Origin of the sequence: Streptomyces sp. Z26 (assembly GCF_003665095.1) — a bacterium.
Classification (GTDB): Bacteria; Actinomycetota; Actinomycetes; order Streptomycetales; family Streptomycetaceae; genus Streptomyces; species Streptomyces phytohabitans.
In genome coordinates, this window is record NZ_RCHV01000002.1 from 5038775 (window position 1) to 5065692 (window position 26918).

The following is a 26918-nucleotide window of genomic DNA, read 5'->3' on the forward strand; positions in this document are numbered from 1 at the left end:
AGGGGGCGCGGCGCTTTGTTGGGCGCTCCCGAGGTGACAACTCACCTCAGATGGCACAATCGGTGCATGGAACGCGACGGTCAACTCGATCTCTACGACCGCGTCGCCGCCCGCTTGAAAGACGCACACGCGCGAGTGCGCACGTTGCAAGTCCCGGAGAGCGTACGGGTGGCGCTGACGCGGAAGCTGCTCGTGATCACGGCTGCCGCCAAACACGACCCGGCCGACGCCGTACGGCGTCTGGACCGGCTGATGGCCGACATCGACGAGGAGCGGTTACCCGGCAGACGAGGGGGTCCGGGTGCCGACGGATCTCCTTGCGCGCCGACTTCGTTGCGGCACAAGGGTGATTAGCCCGTTTCGTGTTTGATTTGCGGTATATATCTGCCTACCGTGCGAAAAAGCTTGAACACATTCGTTCCGGCAATGCTCCGAAGGGGAAGACGTGAACAAGGCGCAGCTCGTTGAAGCAATTTCCGATCAGCTCGGTGGACGTCAGCAGGCCGCGGACGCGGTCGACGTCGTACTGGACGCGATTGTCCGCGCGGTGTGCGCGGGCGAGCGGGTGTCGGTCACCGGCTTCGGTTCCTTCGAGAAGGTCGACCGGCCCGCCCGCTACGCGCGCAACCCGCAGACCGGCGAGCGCGTACGGGTCAAGAAGACCTCCGTGCCGCGCTTCCGCGCGGGCCAGGGATTCAAGGACCTGGTCAGCGGCGCGAAGAAGCTCCCGCGGAACGACGTGGCGGTCAAGAAGGCGCCCAAGGGAAGCCTTTCGGGCGGCGGCACGGCCACGAAGAAGGCCGCCACCAAGAAGGCCGCGGCGAAGAAGGCCCCGGCGAAGGCGGTCGCGGCGAAGAAGACCACCGCCAAGAAGACGGTCGCGAAGAAGACCCCCGCCAAGAAGACCACCGCCACGAAGAAGACGGCGGCGAAGAAGACCACCGCGAAGAAGAGCGCGGCGAAGAAGACGACGTCGAAGAAGGCCGCCGCCAAGAAGGCGCCGGCCAAGAAGAGCACCGCCAAGAAGGCGCCCGGCCGGAAGTCGGCGGCGCGCAGCAGGACCGCCAAGAAGACGACCGCCCGCAAGCGTTAGGGCGACGGCCGTACGACACGACGCCGGGCCGGGCTCCCCTCGGGGAGGCCGGCCCGCGGGCGTGTCCGGGCTCTTCGCGAGGGGAGCCCGTCAGAACGTCTGGAGCGTGACGAGCGTGACCCGGCGGCCGTCACCCTCGCCCTCCACCTCGATCCGTACGCGCTGCCCCGGCCGCAGCAGCCGCAGCCCGCCCGCGTCGAACGCCGGGGCGTCGAACGGCAACGGGGTCCCGTCGTCCAGGAGGACGCTGCCGGAACGGGTGTCGGGGTCGTACGTGTACGAGGTCGCCTGCATGGCCAGCAGCGTACGCGCCGCCGCTGCCGCCGAGCAGGCCCCCACTCCCAGCGCGAGCGCCGCCCGCAGGTCGGCCTCCGTGTCGACGTCCTGGCGCGCGCCCGGCACGTCCGCCAGGCCCAGTTCCACGGCGCCGGACGCCAGATGGCGGGCGCGGGAGCCCGGGCCGAAGCGCGGCGCGAGGAGGCGCCCCGGACCCGCGGCCAGCAGCGTCGTGCCGGTGCCCGCGGCGTCCGCGAGGAACGCCCGCGGATGGCCCGCCGCGGCGGCCAGTACCCGCGTCAGCTCCTCGGGCCGCAGCGCGGGCAGGTCCGCGTTGAGCGCCGCGACCGGTGCGCCGGGGGCCACCTCCCGTACGGCCGCGGCCCCGTGGGCGAGCGCCGCGTTCAGGCCGCCCGACGGGACGTCCGGGACGACACGGGCGCCCAGCGCGGCCAGCTCGGCCGCCGCACGCGGATCGTCCGTCACCACCGCCACACCCGCCACGGCGGTCGACGCGACGGCCGCGCTCACCGTGTCCTGGGCGAAGGCGAGGGCGAGGCCCGTACGGCGCGGGTCGTCCGCGTACGCCGCGAGTCGGCTCTTGGCGCGCGCCAGCGGTTTCAGCGGAATGACCAGGCGCCAGCGGGGCGGCGGGAAGCCCGGTGTCTCGTCTTGTCGCATCGGCCCCATTGTCGTCAGCACCCACCGCGCGCCCACGGCACCGGGGTTACGGTGTCCACGACAGCCGAGGTCCGCCGGGAGCGCCGTACGGCTGCGCGCAGCCACCACGCGAGAGGAGATGAGGTCACGGTGTCCCGCCGCAGAATCGGCTTCTGGTACCGCCTCGGAGTGGTAATAGCCAAACCCCCGCTGGTGCTCTTCTTCAAGCGGGACTGGCGCGGAATGGAGCACATTCCGGCCGACGGCGGCTTTCTCGCGGTGATCAATCACAACTCCTATCTCGACCCGTTCTCGTACGCCCACTTCCAGTACAACAGCGGGCGGCTGCCACGCTTCCTGGCGAAGGCGGGTCTCTTCGAGAGCGGCTTCGTCGGGGCGATGATGCGCAACACCGGGCAGATCCCCGTGTACCGCGATTCCGCCGACGCCAACGGCGCTTTCCGCGCCGCCGTACGGGCCGTGCGGGACGGCGAGTGCGTCGCGTTCTACCCCGAGGGCACCCTCACCCGCGACCCGCGGCTGTGGCCGATGGAGGGCAAGACCGGCGCCGCCCGGGTCGCGCTGCTCACCGGGGCGCCGGTGATCCCCGTCGCGCAGTGGGGCGCCCACCGCGCCCTGCCGCCGTACGCGGGCCTCACACGGCTGCGGCTGCTGCCGCGCAGGACGTTGACGGTGAGCGCGGGGCCGCCGGTGGACCTGTCGGCGTTCCAGGTGCCGGAACGCGACGCGGCGGAACGGGACGGCGCCGAGCGGAGCGGCGAGGTGCTGAGCGCCGAGGTGCTGCACGCCGCCACGGACGCCATCATGGACGCGCTCACCCGGCAGCTCGCGGACATCCGCGGCGAGGCCGCGCCTGCCGAAAGGTTCGGCCAACGGGAGCGCGGCGCCGCCGGGGAGCCCGGGGCGCCGGACACGGGGACCACGCCCGCCGGGCGGGCGCAGGACACCGCGCCCACGCGGCGCGAGCAGCGGAACGAACCGGCCGCACAGGCCGACGAACAGGAGAACGCGTGACGCGAGCCGCCGTCTTCGGCACCGGTTCCTGGGGCACCGCCTTCGCGGTGGTACTGGCCGACGCGGGGTGCGAGGTGACGGTGTGGGGCCGTCGACCCGAGATCGTCGACACCCTCAACACCACCCGCGCCAACCCCGACTACCTCCCCGGGGCCCGGCTCCCCGACGGCGTACGGGCCACCGCGGACCCGGCGGAGGCGGCGCGCGGCGCGGAGTTCACGGTGCTCGCCGTCCCCTCGCAGACGCTGCGCGGCAACCTGGAGCGCTGGGTGCCGCTGCTGCACCCCGACACCGTCCTGGTGTCGCTGATGAAGGGCGTGGAACTGGGCACGGCCGAGCGCATGAGCGAGGTCATCGCGGAGGTCACCGGCGCCGGTCCGGACCGCGTCGCCGTCCTCAGCGGCCCCAACCTCGCCAAGGAGATCGCCGCGCGGCAGCCCGCCGCGTCCGTCGTCGCCTGCCGGGACGAGGCGGTGGCGCGGCGGTTGCAGGCGGCGTGCCACACGCCGTACTTCCGCCCGTACACCAACACCGACGTCGTCGGCTGCGAGTTGGGCGGCGCGGTGAAGAACGTCATCGCGCTCGCCGTCGGCATCGCGGACGGCATGGGCCTCGGCGACAACGCGAAGGCGTCGCTGATCACCCGCGGGCTCGCCGAGACCACCCGGCTCGGGCTGGAGATGGGCGCCGACGCGCAGACGTTCGCGGGGCTGGCGGGGATGGGCGACCTGGTCGCCACCTGCTCGTCGCCGCTGTCGCGGAACCACACGTTCGGTACGAACCTGGGCCGCGGGATGACGCTGGAGGAGACCGTCGGGGTGACCCGGCAGACCGCCGAGGGCGTCAAGTCCTGCCAGTCCGTGCTGGACCTGGCGCGGCGGCACGGTGTGGAGATGCCGATCACGGAGACGGTCGTCGGCATCGTCCACGAGGGCACGCCGCCGCTCGTCGCGCTCAAGGAGCTGATGTCGCGCAGCGCGAAGGCGGAGGGCGTCTGAGCCGCCGCGTCCGCTCGCACGGCGCCCGGCCCGTCCGCGTCGCGCCTGACGCGCCGTCAGGAGTACGGCCCCCGTGGTGCGTACGGGCAACGGCCGTACGCGCGGGGCCCACGGTGCGGCGGTGCCGCGCGGCCGGGCGGCGCGGGCCGGAAAACTCCGGCCCGAGGGCTCCCGGACACCCGGGGGCGAAGCGGTAGAGTCTCCGCGATGAGCAGCCACGACCACAGCCACAAGCCCCGCGTCGCCGTCGTCTTCGGCGGCCGCAGCTCCGAGCACGCGATCTCCGTGTTGACCGCCGGTGCCGTGCTGCGCGCCATCGATCGGGAGAGGTACGAGGTGCTGCCCATCGGCATCACCTCGGAGGGCCGTTGGGCGCTGACGGCCGACGCCCCGGAGCGCATGGCCATCGAGGACCGCAGACTGCCGAGCGTGGCCGAGCTGGCCGAGTCCGACACCGGCGGCGTGCTGCTGCCCCTCGACCCGGCCGACCGCGAGATCACCGTCACCGAGCCCGGCCAGGTGCCGAAGGCGCTCGGCGAGGTCGACGTGGTCTTCCCGGTGCTGCACGGCCCGTACGGCGAGGATGGCACGCTCCAGGGCCTGCTGGAGCTGTCGGGCGTGCCCTACGTCGGGGCGGGCGTGCTGGCGTCCGCCGTCGGCATGGACAAGGAGTACATGAAGCGGGTGTTCGCGTCGTTCGGCCTGCCCGTCGGGCCGTACGTCGTGATCCGCCCCCGCGGGTGGGAGCAGGACCCGGGCGCCGTACGCCGGAGGATCGTCGACTTCGCCGGGGAGCACGGCTGGCCGCTGTTCGTGAAGCCGTCGCGGGCCGGTTCGTCCATGGGCATCACCAAGGTCGACGGGCTCGCCGGACTGGACGAGGCCGTCGAGGAGGCCCGCCGCCACGACCCGAAGATCATCGTCGAGTCGCTGCTGCGCGGGCGCGAGATCGAGTGCGGTGTGCTGGAGTTCGAGGACGGGCCGCGCGCGAGCGTGCCCGCCGAGATCCCGCCGGTCCAGGACCACGCGTTCTACGACTTCGAGGCGAAGTACATCGACTCCGCCCGTGGCATCGTCCCCGCCCCCGTGACGCCGGAACAGATGGAGCGCGTACGGGAGTTGGCCGTACGGGCCTTCGACGCGCTGTCCTGCGAGGGGCTCGCGCGCGTGGACTTCTTCCTCGGTGAGGACGGCGAGTTCGTCATCAACGAGATCAACACGATGCCCGGCTTCACCCCCATCTCGATGTACCCGCGGATGTGGGAGGAGACCGGCATCGGCTACGCCGAGCTGGTCGACCGGCTGATCGCGTCGGCACTGCGCCGCGAGACCGGCCTGCGCTGACCGTACGCGCACGCGTACGCCCGCACGTGGCGGCGTCGGCTCCGGGAGGGGCGGGCGCCGTCAGTCGTCGGCGGGGGCGGGCGGGGGAGTGCCGAGCGGCAGCGCGGACCGTACGGCCGCCGCGAGGTCGGTGAGCGCGCCGACCTCGGGCGCGTACGCGTCGGGCACCGTCACCTCCAGGAACGCGGCGCGGTCCGTGGTGGTGAACCGGTAGCCCCCGGCGCGCTGTTCGATGAGCCAGGAGACCCCGTTCACCTCCGCCGCGTCGGACGTGGGGTTGTAATGTTCACTCCCAGGCGTGAGCACCTCGGGCCGCGGCACTCCGCAGCGCAGCCCGATGGTGGGATCGCCCCACGCGGCGGTGAAGTCCGACGCGGGATCGGGCTCCGTACGCTCCTGCCCGTTCACGCGCTCGGGCAGCTTCCCGTGCAGGGCGCGGCAGACCGCGGCGGCCCGCCCGGAGGGGCTGGGGGCCGCCGGTCCCGCACCGCCGTCCGACGGCGAGCAGCCCGCCGCCGCGACCACGACCGCCGTGCAGACGGCGAGCGGAAGCGGGAGCGGCGGGCGTGCCGCGCGGCGGCGTGCGGAACTCACCGAGCGAGCATACGGGGGCGCTACAGATGGACCACGGGGCAGGTCAGGGTGCGGGTGATGCCCTCCACCTGCTGGACCTTGGCGACGACGAGACGCCCGAGGTCGTCCACGGTGTCGGCCTGCGCGCGCACGATCACGTCGTACGGGCCGGTCACGTCCTCCGCCTGCATCACCCCCGGGATCTTGGTGATGAGTTCGGCGACGGTCGAGGCCTTGCCGACCTCGGTCTGGATCAGGATGTACGCCTGTACCACGGAACCTCCAGGGCGGCCACGAGGATCATGGGGGGAAGGGGGACGCTACGGTACCGCGTCCCCGCCCGTGCCGGGGAGACCCGCGGGGGCGGCGGGAACGCCGGGTTGACGATGTCGGATCGTGAAGGGGCTTATCGATGCTGAGTTCTTCCGGGGGACGCTCCCACACCCCCAGCACCGTGGGGGAGTTGGGGGAGTTCGGGCTCATCCGGGAGCTGACCGCCCGGCTCACCACCACGTCCGCGGTACGCGTCGGGCCCGGCGACGACGCGGCGGTGGTGAGCGCGCCCGACCGCCGGGTGGTCGCCAGCACGGACGTCCTCGTCGAGGGGCGGCACTTCCGCCGCGACTGGTCCACCGCGTACGACGTGGGGCGGAAGGCCGCCGCGCAGAACATGGCGGACATCGCGGCGATGGGCGCCGTGCCGACCGCGCTCCTCCTCGGCCTCGTCGTACCGGCCGAACTCGCCGTGAACTGGCCCTCGGAGCTGATGGACGGCATCCGCGACGAGGCGCGGGTCGCCGCCGCCGCGGTCGTCGGCGGCGACGTCGTACGCGGCGACACGATCACCGTGGCGATCACCGCGCTCGGGGACATGCGCAACCAGGAGCCCGTCACGCGCTCCGGCGCGCGCCCCGGCGACGCGGTCGCCGTCACCGGCTGGCTCGGCTGGTCCGCGGCCGGGCACACGGTCCTCTCCCGCGGCTTCCGCTCCCCGCGCGCCTTCGTGGAGGCCCACCGGCGGCCCGAACCGCCGTACCACGCGGGCCCGGCCGCCGCCGCCCTCGGCGCGACGGCCATGACCGACGTGAGCGACGGCCTCGTCGCGGACCTCGGCCACATCGCCGAGTGCAGCAAGGTCCGGATCGACGTGCGTTCCGCCGAACTCGACGTGCCCGCCCAGATGTACGACATCGGCCAGGCTGTCGGCGTCGACCCCCTCCAGTGGGTGCTGACGGGCGGCGAGGACCACGCGATCGTGGCCACCTTCCCGGCCGAGCAGAAGCTCCCCGCGCGCTGGCGCACCATCGGTGAGGTGCTGGCGCCCTCGGCGCTGCCGCACGTCACGGTGGACGGGGCGCCCTGGGACAAGGCCGGGGGCTGGAACCACTTCCGGGACTAGGCGATGTCCGGACTCCCGTACGGGGGCGGCGACTTGGGGCCCGTGACGGTGTCGCGCGGGCGTACGCGCGGGGGCGCGCGCCGGAGGTCCGGAACCGGCGGGCGCGGGGCGCCCGTACGCGCACGCGCGCCGCGCCGTAGATTCGTGCGCATGCCGACACCACCACGTGTGCTGACCGTCGCCGGTTCCGACTCCGGTGGCGGCGCCGGCGTCCAGGCCGACCTCAAGACGATGCTCGCGCTCGGCACGCACGGCATGAGCGTGCTCACGGCGGTCACCGCGCAGAACTCCCTCGGCGTGCAGGGTGCCTGGGAGCTGCCCGCGGAGGCCGTACGGGCGCAGTACCGCAGCGTCGTCGACGACATCGGCACCCAGGCCGTCAAGACCGGGATGCTCTCCTCCGCCGTCCTCGTCGAGACCGTCGCGGAACTCCTCGCGGAGACCGCGGTGCCCGTCGTCGTGGACCCCGTCGGCGTCTCCAAGCACGGCGACGCGCTGCTGGCCGCCGACGCGCTCGACGCCGTACGCGGCCGCCTGCTGCCGCTGGCCACCGTGGCCACTCCCAACCTCGACGAGGTCGCCCAACTCACCGGCGTACGCGTACGGGAGGAGGCGGACCTGCGGCGGGCGGCCGAGGCGGTCCTCGCGTACGGGCCGCGCTGGGCGCTGATCAAGGGCGGCCATCTGCCGCCGTCCGCCGGGCCGTCGGGGAGCGGCGGCGGCGAGGCGGTGGACCTGCTCACGGACGGCACCGAGGAGCACTGGCTGCGCGCGCCCCGGCACGACAACCGGCACACGCACGGCACCGGCTGCACGCTGGCCGCCGCCGTCGCGGCCGGGCTCGCGCACGGGCGGGCGGTGCCGCAGGCGGTGGCGGCGGCGAAGGAGTACGTGACCGGGGCGATCGCCGCGGGCTTCCCGCTGGGCGCGGGCATCGGCCCGGTCGGTCACGGCTGGCGGCTACGGCCCGCCTGAGGGGCGCCGTACGGCGTGCGCCGGGGCGGGGCGTGCGCCGGACTGCGGCGGGTGGGCGCGTGGGCATGCGAAAAGCCGGTCCGCCCGAGGGAGGACCGGCTTCACGGCAGCCAGTGAGGTGGCCGCGCTGACGTCAGCGCGAGACCTTGCCGGCCTTGATGCACGAGGTGCAGGCGTTGAGCCGCTTCGGCGTCCCGCCGACCACGGCACGAACGCGCTGGATGTTCGGGTTCCAGCGGCGCGGGGTGCGGCGGTGCGAGTGGGAAATGCTGTTGCCGAAGCCCGGCCCCTTGCCGCAGACGTCGCAGTTGGCAGCCACGGGATACTCCAAAGACTTCAGATGCGCTTACGGTAAATCCCGGCGTCGCTGGATCATGAGTGACCGGCACAGCCAGGGAGAGGTTCTGCCCGATTCGCACCGGGCAACCGGAGCAGCATACAACGGCCTCTCTCGAACAGCGAAACCAGCATGATCCCCACCCGTCCCAGGAGGACCCACGTGCCGCAACCGCTCGATCCCGCCGCGGTGCGGTCCTGGTGCGCGCTGGCTCTCGACGCGCTCGCGCGGGGGCGCGCGGAGATCGACACGATCAACGTCTTCCCCGTCGCGGACGGCGACACCGGCACCAACATGCACCGCACCGTCGAGGCCGCCGCCACCGCCCTGGAACGCCTGCCCGCCGCGCCCCGTACGGACCGTGCCGGTACGGATGCGGCGGGCGGGGACCGTACGGCCGCCGGGGACCGTACGGCCACCGCGGAGGCCCTCCGCGCCATGGCGCGCGGCGCGTTGGTCGGCGCCTGCGGCAACTCCGGCACGATCCTCGCCCAGTTGCTGCGCGGGATGGCGGAGGCGTACGGCGCGGAGGACGACCCCGGGACGGCGACGGCACCCGCGCGGGACGGTGCGGCGACGGCCGACGCGGAGCTGCTGCGGCGGGCGTTGCGCCGGGCCGCGGAGTCGGCGTACGCGGCGGTGGCCCGCCCGGTGGCGGGCACCATGCTGACCGTCGCGACGGCCGCGGCGGAGTCGGCCGCGCGCGCGGACGGCGACACCGCCGCGGTGGCGCGCGCGGCGTACGCCGGGGCGGGGGAGGCGCTGGCGGCGACGACCGGGCAGCTCGACGTGCTGGCGCGCGCGGGCGTGGTGGACGCGGGCGGGCGCGGCCTGGTGGCGGTGCTCGGCGCGCTGTACGCGGCGCTCGCCGGGGAGGGGCGTCCGCCCGCGCCCACGCGGGCGGACGCACCGGCGCCCGCGCCGGCGGCCGGGGCGCCCACGGGGGGTGAACGGGAGCCGCGCGCGCCGGAGTTCGAGGTGATGTACCTCCTCGACGCCGAGGACGACGCCGTACGCGTCCTCCGCACGCGGCTGGACGCCCTCGGGGACTCGCTGGTCGTCGTCGGCGGCGACGGCCTGTGGAACGTCCACGTGCACACCGGCGACGCGGGCGCCGCCGTCGAGGCGGGCATCGAGGCGGGCCGCCCGCACCGGGTCCGCGTCACCCACCTCGCCGCCGCCCACGGACGACCCGGGCCGGCGCCCGTACCCGCGCCGTGCGCCGCCCCGACCCGTACCGCCCCGGCCCACCCCGCGCCGGACGCCGCCCCGGACGCTCCCGCAGCGCCGCCGCCCCGCGCCGTCGTGGCCGTCGTCGGCGGCGACGGACTCGCCGGGCTGTGCGCCGAGGCGGGCGCGACGGTCGTACGGTCCGGGGGCGGGCCCGGCGGCGTGGACGCCGCCGCCCTCGCCGACGCGGTCCTGCGGACGCGCCCGACCGAGGCCGTCCTCCTCCCCAACGACCCCGACCTCCAGCACACCGCCGCCGACGCCGCCGAACGGCTGCGCGCCGCGGGCGTACGGACCGCCGTGATCCCCACCCGCGCCGCCGTGCAGGGCCTCGCCGCCCTCGCCATGCACGAGCCGGACCGCCGCTTCGACGAGGACGTCGTGGCCATGACCTCCGCCGCCGGTGCCACCCGCTACGGCGAGGTCACCGTCGCGGAACGCCGTTCCTGGACGACCGCGGGCGTCTGCCAGGCCGGGGACGTGCTGGGCCTGGTCGAGGGCGACGTGGCGGTGATCGGCGACGACGTGTCCCGTACGGCGGCGGACGTGCTGGAACGGATGCTCGCCGCGGGCGGCGAACTGGTCACGCTCGTGCTGGGCGCGGACGCGCCGGACGGGCTCGCGGAGGGCCTCCGGGAACGCGTACGCAGCGGGCACCTGGCCGTCGACACCGTCGTCTACGAGGGGCACCAGCGGCCGGGCCGCCTGCTGATCGGCGTCGAGTGACGGCCGTACGCCGCCGGGCAGCGTCCCGTGCCGCGTCGTCGGCGCCACGGTGTCCGAGCCATGGTGTGCAATGGGTGCGTGCCCTCGCTCGACGAACCACTGAAGAAGGTCCTCGGCGGCAACACCGCGAAGGTGATGGCCGACCACCTCGACCTGCACACGGTCGGTGACCTGCTGCACCACTACCCGCGCCGGTACGCCGAGCGCGGTGAGCTGACGCGCCTCGCGGACCTGCCGCCGGACGAGCACGTGACCGTGGTGGCGCGGGTCGCGGACGCCCGCGTGCTCGCGTTCAACCGGGGGCGCGGGCAGCGCCTCGAGGTGACCCTGACCGACGGCAGTGGACGGCTCCAACTGGTCTTCTTCGGTCGCGGCGTGCACGCCCACAAGACGAAGCTGCTGCCCGGCCGCCGCGGCATGTTCGCGGGCAAGGTCGGCACGTTCAACCGGAAGCTCCAGCTCGCCCACCCCGAGTACAAGCTGCTCGACGACGAGACCGGCCAGGAGACCGTCGAGCGGTTCGCGAGCGAGCTGCTGCCGCTCTACCCCGCGTGCAGGCAGTTGGAGTCCTGGAACATCGAGCAGGCCGTCGACACCGTCCTCACCTCCATGGAGGCCACCGGCTGGACCGCGGTGACCGACCCGCTGCCGCGGTCCATGCGCGAGGAACGCGACCTGGTGCCGCTGCCCGACGCGCTGCGCAAGGTGCACCGGCCGCGTACGAAGGCGGACATCGCCGCCGCCCGCGACCGGCTGAAGTGGGACGAGGCGTTCGTCCTCCAGGTCGCCCTCGCCCGCCGCCGCGCCGCCGAGACCGAACTGCCCGCCGTGGCGCGGAAACCGGCCGTGGACGGGCTGCTGGACGCGTTCGACGCGCGGCTGCCGTTCACCCTCACCGACGGCCAACGGCGCGTCACCGACGAGATCTTCACCGACCTCGCCACCGAACACCCCATGCACCGGCTGCTCCAGGGCGAGGTCGGCTCCGGCAAGACGCTCGTCGCGCTGCGCGCCATGCTCGCCGTCGTCGACGCGGGCGGCCAGGCCGCCCTGCTCGCGCCCACCGAGGTGCTGGCCCAGCAGCACCACCGGTCCATCACCGGGCTGATGGGCGAGCTGGCCGAGGGCGGCATGCTGGGCGGCGCGGAGCACGCCACGAAGGTGGTGCTGCTCACCGGCTCGATGGGCGTCGCCGCCCGCAGACAGCCGCTGCTGGACCTGGCGACGGGCGAGGCCGGGATCGTCATCGGCACGCACGCGCTGATCGAGGACAAGGTGCGCTTCCACGACCTGGGGCTGGTCGTGGTGGACGAGCAGCACCGCTTCGGGGTCGAGCAGCGCGACGCGCTGCGCTCCAAGGGCAAGCAGCCGCCGCACCTGCTGGTGATGACGGCGACGCCCATCCCGCGCACCGTCGCCATGACCGTCTTCGGCGACCTGGAGACGTCCGTCCTCGACCAGCTCCCCGCGGGCCGTTCCCCGATCGCCAGCCATCTGGTGCCCGCCGCCGACAAGCCGCACTTCCTGGCCCGCACCTGGGAGCGCGTACGGGAGGAGGCGGAGGCCGGGCACCAGGCGTACGTCGTGTGCCCCCGCATCGGGGACGAGGACGGCGCCGGTACGGGCGACGGCGGTACGGGCGGGGGGGCGCGCGACCCGGAGGACGGCCCGGACGGCGGGAGCGGCCCGGACGCCGACAAACGGCCGCCGCTCGCCGTCCTCGACATCGCCCGCGAGCTGGCGGCGGGCCCGCTGGCCGCGCTCCGCGTCGAACCGCTGCACGGCCGCATGCCGCCGGAGGCGAAGGACGAGGTGATGCGCCGCTTCACGGCCGGTGAGGTGGACGTGCTGGTCGCCACCACCGTGATCGAGGTGGGGGTCGACGTGCCCAACGCCACCGTCATGGTGATCATGGACGCCGACCGGTTCGGCGTCTCCCAACTGCACCAGCTGCGCGGCCGGGTCGGCCGCGGCGCCGCCCCCGGCCTGTGCCTGCTGGTCACGGAGATGCCCGAGGCGGCGCCCGCGCGGACGCGCCTGGGTGCCGTCGCCGGGACGCTCGACGGCTTCGAGCTGTCCCGTATCGACCTGGAACAGCGCCGCGAGGGCGACGTCCTCGGGCAGGCCCAGTCCGGCGTCCGCTCCTCGCTGCGCATGCTGTCGGTCCTCGACGACGAGGACGTCATCGTCGCCGCCCGAGCCGAGGCCACCGCGCTGGTGGCCGACGACCCGGGCCTGACCCGCGTCCCGGAGCTGCGTACGGCGCTGGAAGCGCTGCTGGACAAGGAGCGCGAGGAGTACCTGGACAAGGGCTGACCGGAAGCGGCCCGTAGGGCGCGGGACCCGCCCGCGGGACACGCCATATCGTGGGGGTCCGGCGGCCGTACGGCACCGCCGTATCCGGACGGAGGACCCGAAGCCCATGACCCGCGTGATCGCCGGCGCGGCCGGTGGACGACGGCTGGCGGTGCCGCCGGGCACCGGCACCCGGCCCACCTCGGACCGCGCGCGCGAAGGACTGTTCTCCAGCTGGGAGTCGCAGCTGGGCGGCGCGGGCGGCTGGCGGGGGCTGCGCGTCCTCGACCTGTACGGCGGCTCCGGCGCCGTCGGCCTGGAGGCCCTGTCGCGCGGCGCCGCCCACGTCCTGCTCGTGGAGGCCGACGCCCGCGCGGCCCGCGTCATCCGGGAGAACGTCCGCGCCCTCGGCCTCCCCGGCGCCGAGGTGCGCTCCGCGCGCGCGGAGCAGACCGTACGCGGCACCGCCCCGGACGCCCCGTACGACCTGGTGTTCCTCGACCCGCCCTACGCCGTGCCGGACGACGAGGTGCGCGAGATACTGCTCACACTCCGCTCGGATGGCTGGCTGTCCCGGTCGGCACTCGCCACCGTGGAGCGCAGCACCCGGGGGGGCGAATTCCGCTGGCCGCGAGGCTTCGAGGGACTCCGCTCCCGCCGGTACGGGGAGGGCACCCTCTGGTACGGCCGTACGGTCGCACAGGAGGCGGCCCCCGAGTCATGAAGAGTTCAGAGAGCGAGGAGACGCCAGTGCGTCGCGCGGTCTGTCCCGGTTCCTTCGATCCGATCACCAACGGCCATCTCGACATCATCGGACGCGCCTCCAGGCTGTACGACGAGGTGTACGTCGCCGTGATGATCAACAAGTCCAAGCAGGGACTCTTCACCGTCGACGAACGCATCGACCTGATCCGCGAGGTCACCGGCTCGTACGGGAACGTGCGCGTCGAGTCGTTCCACGGCCTCCTCGTCGACTTCTGCAAGCAGCGCGACATCCCCGCGATCGTCAAGGGCCTGCGGGCCGTCAGCGACTTCGACTACGAACTCCAGATGGCCCAGATGAACATCGGTCTCTCCGGCGTCGAGACGCTGTTCGTACCGACCAACCCGACGTACTCCTTCCTCTCCTCCAGCCTGGTCAAGGAGGTCGCCGCCTGGGGCGGCGACGTCACCCACCTCGTACCGCCGGCCGTGCTGGAGCGGCTGACAGAACGCGTCGCCGCCCGCTGACCGTCCCGGCCCGCCGCATCAGGTGTCGGTGCACGGGCGGCGGGCCGTACAGTCACACCCGTGGACGTACAGCAGAGACTCGACGAGATCGTGGCGACCGTCGACGGCGCCCGCTCGATGCCCATGTCGGCCTCCTGCGTGGTGAACCGGGGCGAACTGCTCGCGATGCTCCAGGAGGTGCGCGACGCCCTGCCCGACTCCCTCGCGCAGGCGCAGGAACTGCTCGGCGGACGCGAGCAGATGGTCGCGGAGGCGCAGCAGGAGGCCCGGCGCATCATCGAGGAGGCGCAGGCCGAGCGCGGCTCCCTGGTCTCCGGCACGGAGGTCGCCCGCCACAGCCAGGGCGAGGCCGACCGCATCCTGGCCGAGGCCCGCCGCGAGGCGGAGGCGATCCGGGCGGAGGCCGACGAGTACGTCGACAGCAAGCTCGCCAACTTCGAGGTCGTGCTGAGCAAGACCGTCGGCTCCGTCGACCGGGGCCGCGAGAAGCTGCTCGGCAGCGGCCGCGGCGCCGACCAGTACGACGAGCAGTACGCGGAGGACGCCCCCGAGCGCACCGCCGACCCGGCCGAGCTGCGGCAGCGCGCGGACGCGTACGTGGACGCGCGCCTCGCCTCCGTCTCCGCCGTGCTCGCCAAGACCCTGGAAGCCGTCGGACGCGGGCGGCAGAAGCTCCTCGGCCACGACCCGGCCGCCGACCTCGGCGCCCACATGGACGCCCAGGACGAGGCCGCGGCCGCCGCCGGACGGCTCCCGCACACCAGCGACGCCGACTACCTCGCCGGACTGGCCGCGGACATGCCCGCGCAGCGCCGGGAGACGCCGGCCCCCGTGCCGCAGCCCGCCGCGCCCCCGGTCCCCCCGCAGCCGGAGCTGCCGCCGCAGCCCGCGGCCGACCCGTACTACGCGCAACCGGCCGCCCAGGGCTACGACCCGCAGACCGGGCAGCACGACCCGTACTACGGGCAGCAGCAGGACGCCTACCAGGACGCGTACTACGCCCAGCAGTTGCAGGCCCAGCAGGACGCCTACTACGCGCAGCAGGCCGGGCAGGGCTACGACCCGCAGGCCCAGCAGTACGACCCGCAGCACCAGCCGCACCAGGACTACGCGCGGCCGTACTTCACGGGCCAGCAGCAGGAGCCGCAGCAGCAGCCCGCCGCGCTCGACGAGACCAGCTTCTTCGACACGAGCATGATCGACCTGGAGCAGGTGCGGCAGTACGAGGAGCGGTACGACCAGGGCCGCTGACGTCCGCGGCGGGTCCCGTACGGCGGTCCGGGCACCGGATTGGGCGAGCGGCGAACCGTCCAGTATCCTGGCGGTTCGGTCGCGGCCAGCTCCGCGATGCGCGCTGCCCGGACAGCGTCCCGGCAGCCATGTGACGCCCGTAGAAAGCAGGAAGCCCTGAACGCCCCCTTGGACCACCGTTCCCCTCTCGTGTTCGACACACGCGAGCTGGGCAGGCGGCCTGGTGCGATGAAGAAGCTTTCCCGCACGGTGCCCGCGCCGAAGGACCTCGGTGTCGAGTTCATCGGGGTTCCGGAGGACGCGACCGTGCAGCTGGAGCTCCGCCTGGAGTCGGTCATGGAAGGTGTGCTCGTCACCGGCACCGGCCGTGCGCCGCTGCGGGGGGAGTGCGTAAGGTGTCTGGAACCGCTCCGGCAGGAATGCGAAGCGGAATTCCAGGAGATGTTCTCCTACCCCGACGCCGACGCCTGGAGCCGCCCCACGGCGGAGCCCGGCGACGACGCCGAGGAGGAGGAGACCCTCTTCCTCGAGGCCGATCTCTTCGACCTCGAGCCCGTGCTGCGGGACGCGGTCGTGCTGTCGCTCCCGCTCCAGCCGGTGTGCCGGGAGGACTGCCCGGGACTGTGCCCCGACTGCGGGGTACGGCTCGCGGACGACCCGGAGCACCGGCACGACGACGCCGTCGACATCCGTTGGGCGGCACTGCAGGAACTCGCCGGGACCATCCCGGACGGCGAGAAGGACGATCAGGCCGGCGCCGCACCCGACGCCGACGAGAAGCAGGAGAAGTAGCCGTGGCTGTTCCGAAGCGGAAGATGTCGCGCAGCAACACGCGCCACCGCCGGTCGCAGTGGAAGGCTGTGGCCCCGAACCTGGTGAAGTGCGAGCGCTGCCAGGAGCCGAGGCTCCAGCACACCGCGTGCCCGAACTGCGGCACCTACAACAAGCGTCAGGTCCTCGAGGTCTGATCGGCGGGTGACACGCTCCATGGCAGACGCCACCACGCCTGGTACGCCGCCTCGCCCCAGCGAGGTCGCACCGACGGCATCGGCGGAACTGGTGGACGCGGCCTCGTCGCACACGTTGCTGGAAGGGCGGCTCGGGTACCAGCTTGAGTCCGCCCTTCTGGTGCGTGCGCTGACGCATCGCTCGTTCGCGTACGAGAACGGCGGGCTGCCCACCAACGAGCGGCTGGAATTCCTCGGGGACTCCGTCCTCGGTCTGGTCGTCACCGACACGCTCTACCGCATCCACCCCGACCTGCCCGAGGGGCAGCTCGCCAAGTTGCGCGCCGCGGTCGTCAACTCGCGTGCCCTCGCCGAGGTCGCGCGCGGACTCGACCTGGGCGCGTTCATCCGGCTCGGCCGGGGCGAGGAGGGGACCGGTGGCCGTGACAAGGCGTCGATCCTCGCGGACACGCTGGAAGCGGTGATCGGCGCGGTCTACCTCGACCAGGGCCTGGACGCCGCCTCCGAGCTGGTGCACCGGCTCTTCGACCCGCTCATCGAGAAGTCGTCCAGCCTGGGCGCCGGCCTGGACTGGAAGACCAGCCTCCAGGAGCTGACGGCGGCCGAGACCCTGGGCGTGCCCGAGTACGTGGTCACCGAGACCGGTCCGGACCACGAGAAGGTCTTCACTGCTGCCGCCCGCGTCGGTGGTGTCTCGTACGGCACCGGCACCGGCCGTAGCAAGAAGGAAGCCGAGCAGCAGGCGGCCGAGGCGGCGTACCGCGGCATCCGCGCGGAGGCCGCCAAGGCGTCGGACACGTCCGGCCCCGGCGGGGCCGACGGCGACTCCGCCGACACCGTCGACGCGTAGCCGCCCATGCCCGAGCTGCCCGAGGTGGAAGTGGTCCGGCGGGGTCTGGAGCGCTGGGTCAGCGGCCGTACGGTCGGCCGGGTGGAGGTGCTGCACCCGCGGGCCGTACGCCGGCACACCGCCGGGGCCGCGGACTTCGCCGCCGGGCTGGCCGGGCACGCGTTCGGTCCGGCGCGGCGGCGTGGCAAGTACCTGTGGCTGCCGCTCGCCGACACCGGCACGTCCGTCTTGGCGCACCTGGGCATGAGCGGGCAGCTGCTCGTCCAGCCCGGGTCCGCTCCGGACGAGAAGCACCTGCGGATCAGGATCGCCTTCGACGACGCGCTCGGCACCGAGCTGCGCTTCGTCGACCAGCGCACCTTCGGCGGCCTCTCGTCGCACCCGGAGAGCCCCGGGAGCGACGAGGCGCTGCCCGACGTGATCGGCCACATCGCGCGGGACCCGCTGGACCCGGCCTTCGACGAGGCCGCGTTCCACACCGCGCTGCGCCGCCGCCGTACGACGCTGAAGCGGGCGCTCCTCGACCAGTCGCTGATCAGCGGCGTCGGCAACATCTACGCCGACGAGGCGCTGTGGCGCGCCCGACTCCACTACGACCGCCCGACGGCCGGGCTCACCCCCGCCCGTAGCACCGAACTGCTGGGCCACGTCCGGGACGTGATGTCGGCGGCGCTGGCCGTCGGCGGCACCAGCTTCGACAGCCTGTACGTGAACGTGAACGGCGAGTCGGGCTACTTCTCCCGCTCCCTGGACGCGTACGGGCGCGAGGACGAGCCCTGCCGCCGGTGCGGCACGCCGATGCGCCGCCGCCCGTGGATGAACCGCTCCAGTTACTTCTGTCCGCGCTGCCAGCGGCCGTTCAGAAGCCGAAGTTCTGGGTCCACCACGGACCGCCCTCCGCGAAGTGGGCTCCCACGCCCATCGTCCGGTAGTCGCAGTTGAGGATGTTCGCGCGGTGGCCCGGGCTGTCCATCCAGGAGTCCATCACCGACTGGGCGTTGGCCTGACCGCGTGCGATGTTCTCGCCGCCGAGGTTGGTGATCCCGGCCTCCTTGGCGCGGTCCCAGGGGCTCTTTCCGTCAGGTGTCTCGTGGGAGAAGAAGCCGCGTACGGCCATGTCCAGGCTGTAGGCCCCGGCGAACTCCGCGAGCTTCGGGTCGGACGTCACCGGCTGGCAACCCGCCTGGGCGCGCTCCTGGTTGACGAGCTTGACCACCTGGGCCTCGGCCGCCGACTCCTCGCCGCTGCCGCCGGACGACGGGTCCGACTGGGGCGTACCGGTGCTCGTCGGCTTCCCCTGGCCACCGCCGCCGCCGGGGCCCCGGTCGTCGTCGGCCCGGCCGCCGCTCGGCTTGCTCGTCTCGCGGGTCGGGGTGGGGGCGGCGGACGACTTGCGTTCCTTCGGCTTCTCGGAGGGCTTCGCGGACGGTGACTTCTTCCGCTTCGCCTCCTCGCTGGGCGTTCCGGAGGCGGACGCGGACGGGGTCCGCGACACCGGGGCGCTCTGCGTCGCGAGGTCCGAGGGGCCGCCCGCGCGTACGCGTTCGGCGGGGTCGCGGGAGTCACCGACGGTGTATCCGCCGCCGGGCCCCGGTATCAGTCCGGAGGCGACAGCCACGGCGCCCATCGCGACCGCCGCCGACGCGCCGAGCAGTCCGGTGCGTACGGGTGCCGCTGCCCGCCTGCGGTGCGCGCGGTGTCGACCGGCCTCCGGCAGGTAGACGAGAGGCTCGGAAGGTGCGGGGGTGGCTCGGCGATGGCGGCCCATCTCGGCATTCCTCACATGCTCGACAGCGGAGTGATTCACCCGTGCGAGTGATTCCGGTTGACGCCGGAGACTACGGCATGGAGAGGTGGCCCGACCCTCCGGTTGAGAAATTGTCCCGATAGTGTGCATGTCATGTGTGCGAGTACGCGTCCCGACGCCGCCGACGACCCCGACCAGCCCGTCCGGTTGACCGCGTGGGTGCGCGGCCGGGTGCAGGGCGTCGGCTTCCGCTGGTTCACCCGCGCCACGGCGCTGCGGGTGGGCGGGATCGAGGGGTTCGCCGTGAACCTGCGGGACGGGAGGGTGCAGATCGTGGCCGAGGGGAGCCGGGCGCGGTGTGACGTACTCCTCGATTGGCTCCGTACGGGCGACACCCCGGGGCGGGTCGACGGCGTCACGGAGATCTGGGACGAGCCGCGCGGAGGCTACGACGGGTTCGCCATCCGGTGATCGTCCGGAGGCCCTCCCGTGAAGGGGGTGCTGGTCAGCCGGTATGTGGATACTGGTTGCCAATTCTCGCCGCCCGTGCAAGGCTGCCGTCACAAGTGATCTACGCCCCCCTCCGGCGGGCGGCCGCATCCGGCGCCACGAGGCGCCGTCGAGGCAGGGCCGCGCGGGCTACCGGGGCGTGATCGTGTTGACCGTCCATCCGTTTGGTGAGACGCTTCTAGTACCCCGCGCACCTCTAAGGTCTGCTCTCTGAGAACCGCATGTGGAGCAGTCACCGAGGGTGCGAATCCCTCACGACCCACACCGTTACGGTCGGTCACTCATTGTGGAGGACCATCCATCATGGCAAAGGCGCTTCTCGGTTACGTCGGCGGCTCCGACCCCCGAGTTCTCGTCGAGATGCGACGGCTTCAGCAGCGCGTGCAGGACCTCGAATCCGAGCTGGTTCGGATGCAGTCCGAGAACGACGCGCTGTCGGCTGCCGCGGCACGGCACAGCGACTCGTTGCTGGACAGCATCGACGTACCCACGGCAGAGCCTGCTCTCACCTGACCTCGCCCCACAAGGGACGGTCGGGCGTTCGCGACGCCAACCGCTTCGGCACATCAAGGGACGCTCCGGCGTCCCTTTCGTCGTTTCCCCCTGCCGCCCGCCTTCGCCCGGAGGCCGTCCTCGCGTTGCTTACCGTCTGATGTGCCCGGCACTCTCCGTGTCAAAACCCCGAAGATGATCCGGCGCGCGCTTACCGGCCAGCGCGGGGACGGCGGCCTGACGGCGACGCGCGGTAGAGTCCGACGGCGTGCATCTCAAGAGCCTGACCCTGCGCGGGTTCAAGTCCTTCGCCTCCGCCACCACGCTGCGCTTCGAGCCCGGCATCACGTGCGTGGTCGGCCCCAACGGCTCCGGCAAGTCGAACGTGGTCGACGCCCTGTCGTGGGTGATGGGCGAGCAGGGTGCCAAGTCGCTGCGCGGCGGCAAGATGGAGGACGTCATCTTCGCCGGTACGACGGGCCGCCCGCCCCTCGGCCGCGCCGAGGTGTCGCTGACGATCGACAACGCGGACGGCGCGCTGCCCATCGACTACGCCGAAGTCACCCTCACCCGCATCATGTTCCGCAACGGCGGCAGTGAGTACCAGCTCAACGGCGACACCTGCCGCCTGCTCGACATCCAGGAGCTGCTGTCCGACTCCGGCATCGGCCGCGAGATGCACGTCATCGTCGGCCAGGGCCAGTTGGACTCCGTCCTGCACGCCGACCCCACCGGCCGCCGCGCGTTCATCGAGGAGGCGGCGGGCGTACTCAAGCACCGCAAGCGCAAGGAGAAGGCGCTGCGGAAGCTGGACGCGATGCAGGCGAACCTCGCGCGCGTACAGGACCTGACCGACGAACTGCGCCGCCAGCTCAAGCCGTTGGGCCGCCAGGCCGCCGTCGCCCGCCGGGCGCAGGTCATCCAGGCCGACCTGCGCGACGCGCGGCTGCGGCTCGTCGCCGACGACCTGGTGTCGCTGCGGGAGGCGCTGCGGACCGAGGTCGCGGACGAGGCGGCGCTGAAGGAGCGCAAGGAGGCCGCCGAGGCCCGGCTGAAGGAGGCGCTGCGCCGCGAGGCCGAACTGGAGCAGCAAGTGCGGACGTTGGCACCGCGGCTCCAGCGCGCGCAGCAGACGTGGTACGAGCTGTCGCAGCTCGCGGAGCGCGTACGCGGCACCGTCAGCCTCGCGGACGCCCGGGTCAAGAGCGCGTCGGCCCGGCCCGAGGAGGAGCGGCGCGGGCGCGATCCGGAGGACATGGAACGGGAAGCGGCGCGCGTACGGGAGCAGGAGGCCGAGTTGGAGGCCGCCATCGAGGCGGCCACCCGGGCCCTGGACGACACCGTGTCCCACCGCGCCGAGCTGGAACGCCGGTTGGAGGACGAGGAGCGCCGCCTCCGGGACGCGGCCCGCGCCGAGGCGGAGCGCCGGGAGAGCCTGGCGCGGTTGCAGGGCAAGGCCAACGCCGCGCGCGGCCGGGCCTCTTCGGCGCAGGCCGAGATCGACCGGCTGGCCGCGAGCCGCGCGGACGCGGAGGGGCGCGCGGCGACCGCGCAGCAGGAGTACGAGGCGCTGCGGGCCGAGGTCGACGGGCTCGACGCGGGGGACGAGGCGCTGGCCGGGCGGCACGACGCCGCCAAGGCCGCGCTGGCCGACGCGGAACGGGCCCTGGCCGCCGCGGGCGAGGCGGCCACCACCGCCGAGCGGGAGCGGGCCGCCACCTCCGCGCGGCACGACGCGCTCGCCCTCGGTCTGCGCCGCAAGGACGGCACGGGCGCCCTCCTCGGCGCCCGCGACCAGCTCACCGGCCTGCTCGGCCCGGCCGCCGAACTCCTCACCGTGGCGCCGGGGTACGAGGTCCCCGTCGCCGCCGCGCTCGGCGCCGCCGCCGACGCGCTCGCCGTCGCGGACACCGGTACCGCCGCCGACGCGCTCCGCCTCCTGCGCAAGCAGGACGGCGGCCGCGCGGCCCTGCTGCTCGGCGCGCCCGAGGACGCCGTGGCGGCGGACGGGCGGCCGGAACGGGCGGAAGCGGGCGCCCCATCGGACCGTACGGGCGACCGCCGCACCGCCGCCGGGCTCGTCACCGGGCCCGCGCACCTGATGCCCGCCGTACGGCGGCTGCTGCGCGACGTCGTGGTCGTCGGCACCCTGGAGGACGCGGAGCGGCTTCTCGCCGCGGAGCCCGGTTCGGTGGCGGTCACCGCCGAAGGGGACCTGCTCGGCGTCCACTTCGCGCAGGGCGGCTCCGCCGGCGCGCCCAGCATGCTGGAGGCGCAGGCAGCCGTCGACGAGGCGGCGGCGGAGCTGGAGGAGCTGGCCACGCGCTGCGCCGACACCGCGCGGGACCGCGTACGGGCCAAGGAGCAGCGGGGCGAGGCGGCCGCGCTGGTCGAGGAGTTGGGCGCGCGGCGCAGCGCGGCGGACCGGGAGAAGTCGAAGGTCGCGGGGGAGCTGGGCCGCCTCGGCGGCCAGGCGCGGGCCGCCGCGGGCGAGGTGGAGCGCTCGGCGGCGGCGGTCACGCGGGCGCGGGAGGCGCTCGTACGGGCCACGGAGGAGGCCGAGGAGCTGGCCGAACGGCTCGCCGTGGCCGAGGAGGCGCAGGAGGAGGAGGTCGAGCCGGACACCGGCGTACGGGACCGGCTCGCGGCCGACGGCGCCAACGCCCGGCAGACGGAGATGGAGGCGCGGCTCCAGGTCCGTACGCACGAGGAGCGTGCCAAGGGCCTCGCCGGGCGGGCGGATTCGCTGGACCGGGGGGCGCGCGCCGAACGCGAGGCGCGGGCGCGCGCCGAGCGCCGCCGCGCCCGTATGCGCCACGAGGCGGAGGTCGCGGCGGCGGTGGCGCACGGTACGCGGCAGCTGCTCGCGCACGTCGAGGCGTCGTTGGCGCGGGCGCAGGAGGAGCGGGAGCGGGCCGAGGAGGCGAAGACCGAGCGGGAACGGGCGCTGGTCGTGGAGCGCGACGAGGGGCGCGCGTTGAAGGAGGAGCTGGACAAGCTCACCGACTCGGTCCACCGCGGCGAGGTGCTGGGCGCCGAGAAGCGGATGCGGATCGAGCAGTTGGAGACGAAGGCGCTGGAGGAGCTGGGCGTCGAACCCGCCGGTCTGATCGGCGAGTACGGCCCGGACCAGCCGGTGCCGCCGTCCCCGCCCGCGGAGGGCGAGGAGCTGCCGGAGGACCCGCAACATCCGCGCAACCTGCCGGTCCCGTTCGTACGGGCCGAACAGGAGCGGCGGCTGAAGGCGGCGGAACGGGCGTACCAGAAGCTGGGGAAGATCAACCCGTTGGCGCTGGAGGAGTTCGCGGCGCTGGAGGAGCGGCACCAGTTCCTCAGCGAGCAGTTGGAGGACCTCAAGAAGACGCGGGCCGACCTCCTCCAGGTGGTGAAGGAGGTCGACGAGCGGGTCGAGCAGGTCTTCACGCAGGCGTACCACGACACGGCGCGCGAGTTCGAGGGCGTCTTCTCGCGGCTGTTCCCCGGGGGCGAGGGCAGGCTCGTCCTGACCGACCCGGACGACATGCTGGCCACCGGCGTCGACGTGGAGGCCCGTCCGCCGGGCAAGAAGGTGAAACGGCTGTCGCTGCTCTCGGGCGGCGAGCGGTCGTTGACGGCGGTGGCGCTGCTGGTGTCGATCTTCAAGGCGCGGCCGAGCCCGTTCTACGTGATGGACGAGGTCGAGGCGGCGCTGGACGACACCAACCTCCAGCGGCTGATCCGGATCATGGAGGAGCTGAAGGACAGCTCCCAGCTGATCGTCATCACGCACCAGAAGCGGACGATGGAGGTCGGGGACGCGCTCTACGGCGTGTCCATGCAGGGCGACGGCGTCTCGAAGGTCATCAGCCAGCGGCTGGGCTGAGCGACGCGGTCACGTCCGCTGCACCGAACCGACATCACTTCACGGCATCAACACAACGTCTGCTCCCCGTACGGGAGTCCGGCTCCGGGCGGTCCTGGTGCGACTATTGACTTCGACACTTGAACGAATAAGGTCTGTCGGGTCGCTCTTACCTTCAACTGGTGACAAGCGGGCCTCCCGTGGTGCCGCACGTCCACCGGGCGGAGGTGACACGTCCCCCACCCCGGCGACGATGCCGGGCACCGCAGGAGCACCCCTTGACCAGCACCGCACCCCCGGACCCGGAGGCCGCGCGCGCCGCCCGGCCGCAGCAGCTCCGCCACGTCGTCTTCATCACCGCCGCGGCCGCCATGGGCGGCTTCCTCTTCGGCTACGACAGCTCCGTCATCAACGGCGCCGTCGAGGCCATCCGGCACCGGTACGACATCGGCTCGGAAGCCCTCGCCCAGGTGATCGCCGCCGCCCTGATCGGCTGCGCCATCGGCGCCGCGACGGCCGGACGCCTCGCCGACCGCGTCGGCCGCATCCGCGTCATGCAGCTCGCCTCCGTCATCTTCACCTTCAGCGCCGTCGGCTCGGCCGTCCCCTTCTCCCTCTGGGACCTCGCCCTGTGGCGCGTCGTCGGCGGCATCGCCATCGGCATGGCGTCGGTGATCGCCCCCGCGTACATCGCGGAGGTCGCGCCCCCCGCGTACCGCGGCCGCCTCGCCTCCTTCCAGCAGGCCGCCATCGTCATCGGCATCGCCGTCTCACAGCTGGTGAACTGGGGCATCCTCCACCTCGCGGACGGCGACCAGCGCGGCACCATCGCCGGGCTGGAGGCCTGGCAGTGGATGCTCGGCGTGATGGTCGTGCCCGCCGTGCTGTACGGGCTGCTGTCCTTCGCCATCCCCGAATCGCCCCGTTACCTCATCGCGGTGGGCCGCACCGACGAGGCCAAGCAGGTGCTCGCCCAGGTCGAGGGGACGGACCACGACCCCGACGAGCGCGTCGCGGAGATCGAGCGCGCGCTGGACAGCGAGCACAAGCCGACGCTGAAGGACCTCGCGAGCAGCCGCTACGGCCTGCTGCCGGTCGTCTGGATCGGCATCGGCCTCTCCGTCTTCCAGCAGCTCGTCGGCATCAACGTGATCTTCTACTACAGCTCGTCGCTGTGGCAGTCCGTCGGCGTCGACCCGTCCGGCTCGTTCTTCTACAGCTTCACGACGTCGATCATCAACATCGTCGGCACCGTGATCGCCGTCCTCCTCGTGGACCGGATCGGCCGCAGGCCCCTCGTCCTCGCCGGTTCCGCGGGCATGGCCGTCTCGCTGGGTCTCGCCGCGTGGGCCTTCTCGTACAAGTCCGGTACGGGCACCGACATCGAGCTGCCCGAACTCCAGGGGAACGTGGCGCTCGTCTCCGCCCACGCCTTCGTCCTCTTCTTCGCGCTCTCGTGGGGCGTGGTCGTGTGGGTGCTGCTGGGCGAGATGTTCCCGAACCGCATCCGGGCGGCCGCGCTCGGCGTCGCCGCCGCCGCGCAGTGGGTCGCCAACTGGCTGGTCACCGTGAGCTTCCCGAGCCTGTCCGACTGGAACCTCTCGGGCGCGTACGTGATCTACACGGTCTTCGCCCTGCTCTCGATCCCGTTCATCCTGAAATGGGTGCCGGAGACCAAGGGCAAGGCGTTGGAGGAGATGGGCTGACTCCCCGCCGCCCACTCCTCGCACGGATACTGCCCCGGCTCGACCCGAGCCGGGGCAGTACGCGCGCCCGGCACTGGAATACTGGGCCGCGTTATGGACATCGTCATCCTTGCTGTAGTCATCGCCGTGGCCGCGTTCCTCGGGATCTGCGCGCTCGTGATCACCGGTCGCAGGAAGAAGACCCGGGAATCGCGCGCCGCGGCCACGCCCGCCGCCACGACCACCGCGCCCCCCGCCGAACCGCAGGTCGGCGAGGACGCGGATACCGCGCTGGAGGAGCCGCGCAGAACGATCGAAGAGGTCGATCTGCCGGACACCACGACCGCACCCGCCCCCGCCGCACCCGAGATCGAGGTGCCGGAGCCCGCGGCCGGTCGCCTCGTACGGCTCCGCGCGCGGCTCTCGCGCTCGCAGAACTCGCTGGGCAAGGGCCTGCTGACGCTGCTCTCCCGGGAACGTCTGGACGACGAGACGTGGGAGGAGGTCGAGGACATCCTGCTCACCGCCGACGTCGGCGTCGCCCCCACCGAGGAGCTGGTGACGGCGCTGCGCGAGCGGGTACGGGTGCTCGGCACGCGTACGCCGGACGAGTTGCGCACCCTCCTGCGCGAGGAGCTGCTCACGCTCGTCGGGCCCGACCTCGACCGCACCGTGCACACCGAGACCCGCGGCGCCGAGGACCGGCCCGGGGTCGTGCTCGTCGTCGGTGTCAACGGCACCGGCAAGACCACCACCACCGGCAAGCTCGGCCGCGTCCTCGTGGCCGACGGCAGGTCCGTGGTCCTCGGCGCCGCCGACACCTTCCGCGCCGCCGCCGCCGACCAGCTCCAGACCTGGGGCGAGCGGGTGGGCGCCCGTACGGTGCGCGGCCCCGAGGGCGGCGACCCGGCCTCGGTCGCGTTCGACGCGGTCAAGGAGGGTACGGAGGCGGGTGCCGACGTCGTCCTCATCGACACCGCGGGCCGCCTGCACACCAAGACCGGGCTCATGGACGAGCTGGGCAAGGTCAAGCGCGTCGTGGAGAAGCACGGCCCGGTCGACGAGGTGCTGCTGGTCCTGGACGCCACCACCGGGCAGAACGGCCTGGTCCAGGCGCGGGTGTTCGCGGAGGTCGTGGACATCACCGGAATCGTGCTGACGAAGCTCGACGGCACCGCCAAGGGCGGCATCGTCGTGGCCGTGCAGCGTGAACTGGGCGTGCCCGTCAAGCTGGTGGGCCTCGGTGAGGGCGCGGACGACCTGGCGCCGTTCGAGCCGCAGGCGTTCGTGGACGCGCTGATCGACGACGAGTGAGCGACTTACGAAGCGCGCGCGTACGGCGTGCGCACGCGCCACCGGCGTACGGACGACGGGCGGCGGGGCGGCCTACGGGCCCCCTCCCG

The 26918-nt window shown here is 73.4% G+C and carries 25 protein-coding genes and 1 pseudogene; 21 read left to right on the plus strand and 5 right to left on the minus strand.

The genetic code is table 11. The features are described 5' to 3' along the window. Positions 1–66: 66 nt before the first annotated feature. Positions 67–354, plus strand: coding sequence for a hypothetical protein (locus D7M15_RS21975; protein WP_121519069.1), 288 nt, complete (start codon positions 67–69; stop codon positions 352–354). A 91-nt stretch (positions 355–445) separates the two neighbouring features. After that, a complete protein-coding gene (locus tag D7M15_RS21980; RefSeq protein ID WP_121519070.1) occupies positions 446–1093 on the plus strand; it encodes an HU family DNA-binding protein in 648 nt (215 codons plus the stop codon). Positions 1094–1381: 288 nt separating this feature from the next. Here D7M15_RS21980 and cofC read toward each other — a convergent pair. After that, positions 1382–2050, minus strand: a pseudogene (cofC, locus tag D7M15_RS21985) (2-phospho-L-lactate guanylyltransferase); the annotation flags it as partial. A gap of 129 nt (positions 2051–2179) precedes the next feature. Between cofC and D7M15_RS21990 the strand changes: the two are divergent. The 3 genes from D7M15_RS21990 (at position 2180) to D7M15_RS22000 (ending at position 5406) form a co-directional block, all read left to right on the plus strand. Then, positions 2180–3064 (plus strand): lysophospholipid acyltransferase family protein, encoded by an 885-nt coding sequence (locus D7M15_RS21990; RefSeq protein WP_121519072.1) that lies wholly within the window; start codon positions 2180–2182, stop codon positions 3062–3064. Further along, positions 3061–4062, plus strand: a complete 1002-nt coding sequence (locus D7M15_RS21995; protein ID WP_121519073.1) for an NAD(P)H-dependent glycerol-3-phosphate dehydrogenase — start codon at positions 3061–3063, stop codon at positions 4060–4062. Before D7M15_RS21990 ends, D7M15_RS21995 begins: the two co-directional genes overlap by 4 nt. 207 nt (positions 4063–4269) lie before the next feature. Beyond that, a complete protein-coding gene (locus D7M15_RS22000) occupies positions 4270–5406 on the plus strand; it encodes a D-alanine--D-alanine ligase family protein (RefSeq protein WP_121519074.1) in 1137 nt (378 codons plus the stop codon). A 60-nt stretch (positions 5407–5466) separates the two neighbouring features. On the opposite strand, the gene D7M15_RS22005 is transcribed toward D7M15_RS22000, so the two are convergent. Continuing rightward, positions 5467–6000, minus strand: a complete 534-nt coding sequence (locus D7M15_RS22005) for a DUF3515 domain-containing protein (protein ID WP_121519075.1) — start codon at positions 5998–6000, stop codon at positions 5467–5469. Positions 6001–6020: 20 nt separating this feature from the next. Next, entirely contained in the window at positions 6021–6254 is a 234-nt protein-coding gene (locus D7M15_RS22010; protein WP_121519076.1) for an Lrp/AsnC ligand binding domain-containing protein, read from the minus strand. Positions 6255–6391: 137 nt separating this feature from the next. Here D7M15_RS22010 and D7M15_RS22015 point away from each other — a divergent pair, with 137 nt between their 5' ends. Then, positions 6392–7378, plus strand: coding sequence for a thiamine-phosphate kinase (locus D7M15_RS22015; protein ID WP_121519077.1), 987 nt, complete (start codon positions 6392–6394; stop codon positions 7376–7378). Positions 7379–7528: 150 nt separating this feature from the next. After that, positions 7529–8353, plus strand: a complete 825-nt coding sequence (thiD, locus tag D7M15_RS22020) for a bifunctional hydroxymethylpyrimidine kinase/phosphomethylpyrimidine kinase (RefSeq protein WP_121519078.1) — start codon at positions 7529–7531, stop codon at positions 8351–8353. A 133-nt stretch (positions 8354–8486) separates the two neighbouring features. Here thiD and rpmB read toward each other — a convergent pair whose 3' ends face one another. Continuing rightward, positions 8487–8672 (minus strand): 50S ribosomal protein L28, encoded by a 186-nt coding sequence (gene rpmB, locus D7M15_RS22025; protein ID WP_027751466.1) that lies wholly within the window; start codon positions 8670–8672, stop codon positions 8487–8489. A 150-nt stretch (positions 8673–8822) separates the two neighbouring features. Between rpmB and D7M15_RS22030 the strand changes: the two genes are divergently transcribed. The 9 genes from D7M15_RS22030 (at position 8823) to mutM (ending at position 18182) form a co-directional block, all read left to right on the plus strand. Then, entirely contained in the window at positions 8823–10646 is a 1824-nt protein-coding gene (locus D7M15_RS22030; protein ID WP_121519079.1) for a DAK2 domain-containing protein, read from the plus strand. A gap of 60 nt (positions 10647–10706) precedes the next feature. Further along, entirely contained in the window at positions 10707–12962 is a 2256-nt protein-coding gene (recG, locus tag D7M15_RS22035) for an ATP-dependent DNA helicase RecG (protein ID WP_121519080.1), read from the plus strand. A 106-nt stretch (positions 12963–13068) separates the two neighbouring features. After that, positions 13069–13665 (plus strand): 16S rRNA (guanine(966)-N(2))-methyltransferase RsmD, encoded by a 597-nt coding sequence (rsmD, locus tag D7M15_RS22040; protein WP_121519081.1) that lies wholly within the window; start codon positions 13069–13071, stop codon positions 13663–13665. A 26-nt stretch (positions 13666–13691) separates the two neighbouring features. Then, entirely contained in the window at positions 13692–14171 is a 480-nt protein-coding gene (gene coaD / locus D7M15_RS22045) for a pantetheine-phosphate adenylyltransferase (RefSeq protein WP_240649711.1), read from the plus strand. A 60-nt stretch (positions 14172–14231) separates the two neighbouring features. Continuing rightward, on the plus strand, positions 14232–15422 hold the full coding sequence (locus tag D7M15_RS22050) for a cell division initiation protein (RefSeq protein WP_121519083.1): 1191 nt from the start codon (positions 14232–14234) through the stop codon (positions 15420–15422). A 96-nt stretch (positions 15423–15518) separates the two neighbouring features. Continuing rightward, entirely contained in the window at positions 15519–16214 is a 696-nt protein-coding gene (locus tag D7M15_RS22055; protein ID WP_121521207.1) for a YceD family protein, read from the plus strand. Positions 16215–16216: 2 nt separating this feature from the next. Then, positions 16217–16390, plus strand: a complete 174-nt coding sequence (gene rpmF, locus D7M15_RS22060) for a 50S ribosomal protein L32 (RefSeq protein ID WP_121519084.1) — start codon at positions 16217–16219, stop codon at positions 16388–16390. A gap of 19 nt (positions 16391–16409) precedes the next feature. Further along, the gene (gene rnc / locus D7M15_RS22065; protein WP_240649419.1) at positions 16410–17240 is read left to right on the plus strand and encodes a ribonuclease III; all 831 of its coding nucleotides are present in this window, start codon (positions 16410–16412) and stop codon (positions 17238–17240) included. Between the two features lie 6 nt (positions 17241–17246). Then, the gene (gene mutM, locus D7M15_RS22070) at positions 17247–18182 is read left to right on the plus strand and encodes a bifunctional DNA-formamidopyrimidine glycosylase/DNA-(apurinic or apyrimidinic site) lyase (RefSeq protein WP_121519085.1); all 936 of its coding nucleotides are present in this window, start codon (positions 17247–17249) and stop codon (positions 18180–18182) included. On the opposite strand, the gene D7M15_RS22075 is transcribed toward mutM, so the two are convergent. Beyond that, the gene (locus tag D7M15_RS22075) at positions 18100–19008 is read right to left on the minus strand and encodes a CAP domain-containing protein (RefSeq protein ID WP_121519086.1); all 909 of its coding nucleotides are present in this window, start codon (positions 19006–19008) and stop codon (positions 18100–18102) included. The two genes, mutM and D7M15_RS22075, sit on opposite strands and share 83 nt — an antisense overlap. Positions 19009–19140: 132 nt before the next feature. On the opposite strand from D7M15_RS22075, the gene D7M15_RS22080 reads away from it, so the two are divergent. From D7M15_RS22080 to ftsY, 5 genes are all read left to right on the plus strand, one after another. Then, complete coding sequence (locus D7M15_RS22080; RefSeq protein ID WP_121519087.1) at positions 19141–19458, plus strand: acylphosphatase; 318 nt, start codon at positions 19141–19143, stop codon at positions 19456–19458. Between the two features lie 342 nt (positions 19459–19800). Next, on the plus strand, positions 19801–20010 hold the full coding sequence (locus D7M15_RS22085; protein WP_121519088.1) for a hypothetical protein: 210 nt from the start codon (positions 19801–19803) through the stop codon (positions 20008–20010). A gap of 247 nt (positions 20011–20257) precedes the next feature. Further along, positions 20258–23851, plus strand: a complete 3594-nt coding sequence (smc, locus tag D7M15_RS22090; RefSeq protein ID WP_121519089.1) for a chromosome segregation protein SMC — start codon at positions 20258–20260, stop codon at positions 23849–23851. A 257-nt stretch (positions 23852–24108) separates the two neighbouring features. Further along, positions 24109–25536 (plus strand): sugar porter family MFS transporter, encoded by a 1428-nt coding sequence (locus tag D7M15_RS22095; RefSeq protein WP_121519090.1) that lies wholly within the window; start codon positions 24109–24111, stop codon positions 25534–25536. Between the two features lie 93 nt (positions 25537–25629). After that, complete coding sequence (gene ftsY / locus D7M15_RS22100; protein WP_121519091.1) at positions 25630–26829, plus strand: signal recognition particle-docking protein FtsY; 1200 nt, start codon at positions 25630–25632, stop codon at positions 26827–26829. The last annotated feature ends 89 nt before the right edge of the window (positions 26830–26918 follow it).

What these genes read in the sequence shown, in the direction of transcription:
- D7M15_RS21975 (WP_121519069.1), top strand. Translation starts at nt 67, where the DNA reads ATGGAACGCGACGGTCAACTCGATCTCTACGACCGCGTCGCCGCCCGC.
- D7M15_RS22000 (WP_121519074.1), top strand. Translation starts at nt 4,270, where the DNA reads ATGAGCAGCCACGACCACAGCCACAAGCCCCGCGTCGCCGTCGTCTTC.
- D7M15_RS22015 (WP_121519077.1), top strand. Translation starts at nt 6,392, where the DNA reads ATGCTGAGTTCTTCCGGGGGACGCTCCCACACCCCCAGCACCGTGGGG.
- thiD (WP_121519078.1), top strand. Translation starts at nt 7,529, where the DNA reads ATGCCGACACCACCACGTGTGCTGACCGTCGCCGGTTCCGACTCCGGT.
- D7M15_RS22030 (WP_121519079.1), top strand. Translation starts at nt 8,823, where the DNA reads ATGATCCCCACCCGTCCCAGGAGGACCCACGTGCCGCAACCGCTCGAT.
- recG (WP_121519080.1), top strand. Translation starts at nt 10,707, where the DNA reads ATGGTGTGCAATGGGTGCGTGCCCTCGCTCGACGAACCACTGAAGAAG.
- rsmD (WP_121519081.1), top strand. Translation starts at nt 13,069, where the DNA reads ATGACCCGCGTGATCGCCGGCGCGGCCGGTGGACGACGGCTGGCGGTG.
- D7M15_RS22055 (WP_121521207.1), top strand. Translation starts at nt 15,519, where the DNA reads ATGCGCGCTGCCCGGACAGCGTCCCGGCAGCCATGTGACGCCCGTAGA.
- rnc (WP_240649419.1), top strand. Translation starts at nt 16,410, where the DNA reads ATGGCAGACGCCACCACGCCTGGTACGCCGCCTCGCCCCAGCGAGGTC.
- mutM (WP_121519085.1), top strand. Translation starts at nt 17,247, where the DNA reads ATGCCCGAGCTGCCCGAGGTGGAAGTGGTCCGGCGGGGTCTGGAGCGC.
- D7M15_RS22075 (WP_121519086.1), bottom strand. Translation starts at nt 19,008, where the DNA reads ATGGGCCGCCATCGCCGAGCCACCCCCGCACCTTCCGAGCCTCTCGTC.
- D7M15_RS22080 (WP_121519087.1), top strand. Translation starts at nt 19,141, where the DNA reads ATGTGTGCGAGTACGCGTCCCGACGCCGCCGACGACCCCGACCAGCCC.
- D7M15_RS22085 (WP_121519088.1), top strand. Translation starts at nt 19,801, where the DNA reads ATGGCAAAGGCGCTTCTCGGTTACGTCGGCGGCTCCGACCCCCGAGTT.
- ftsY (WP_121519091.1), top strand. Translation starts at nt 25,630, where the DNA reads ATGGACATCGTCATCCTTGCTGTAGTCATCGCCGTGGCCGCGTTCCTC.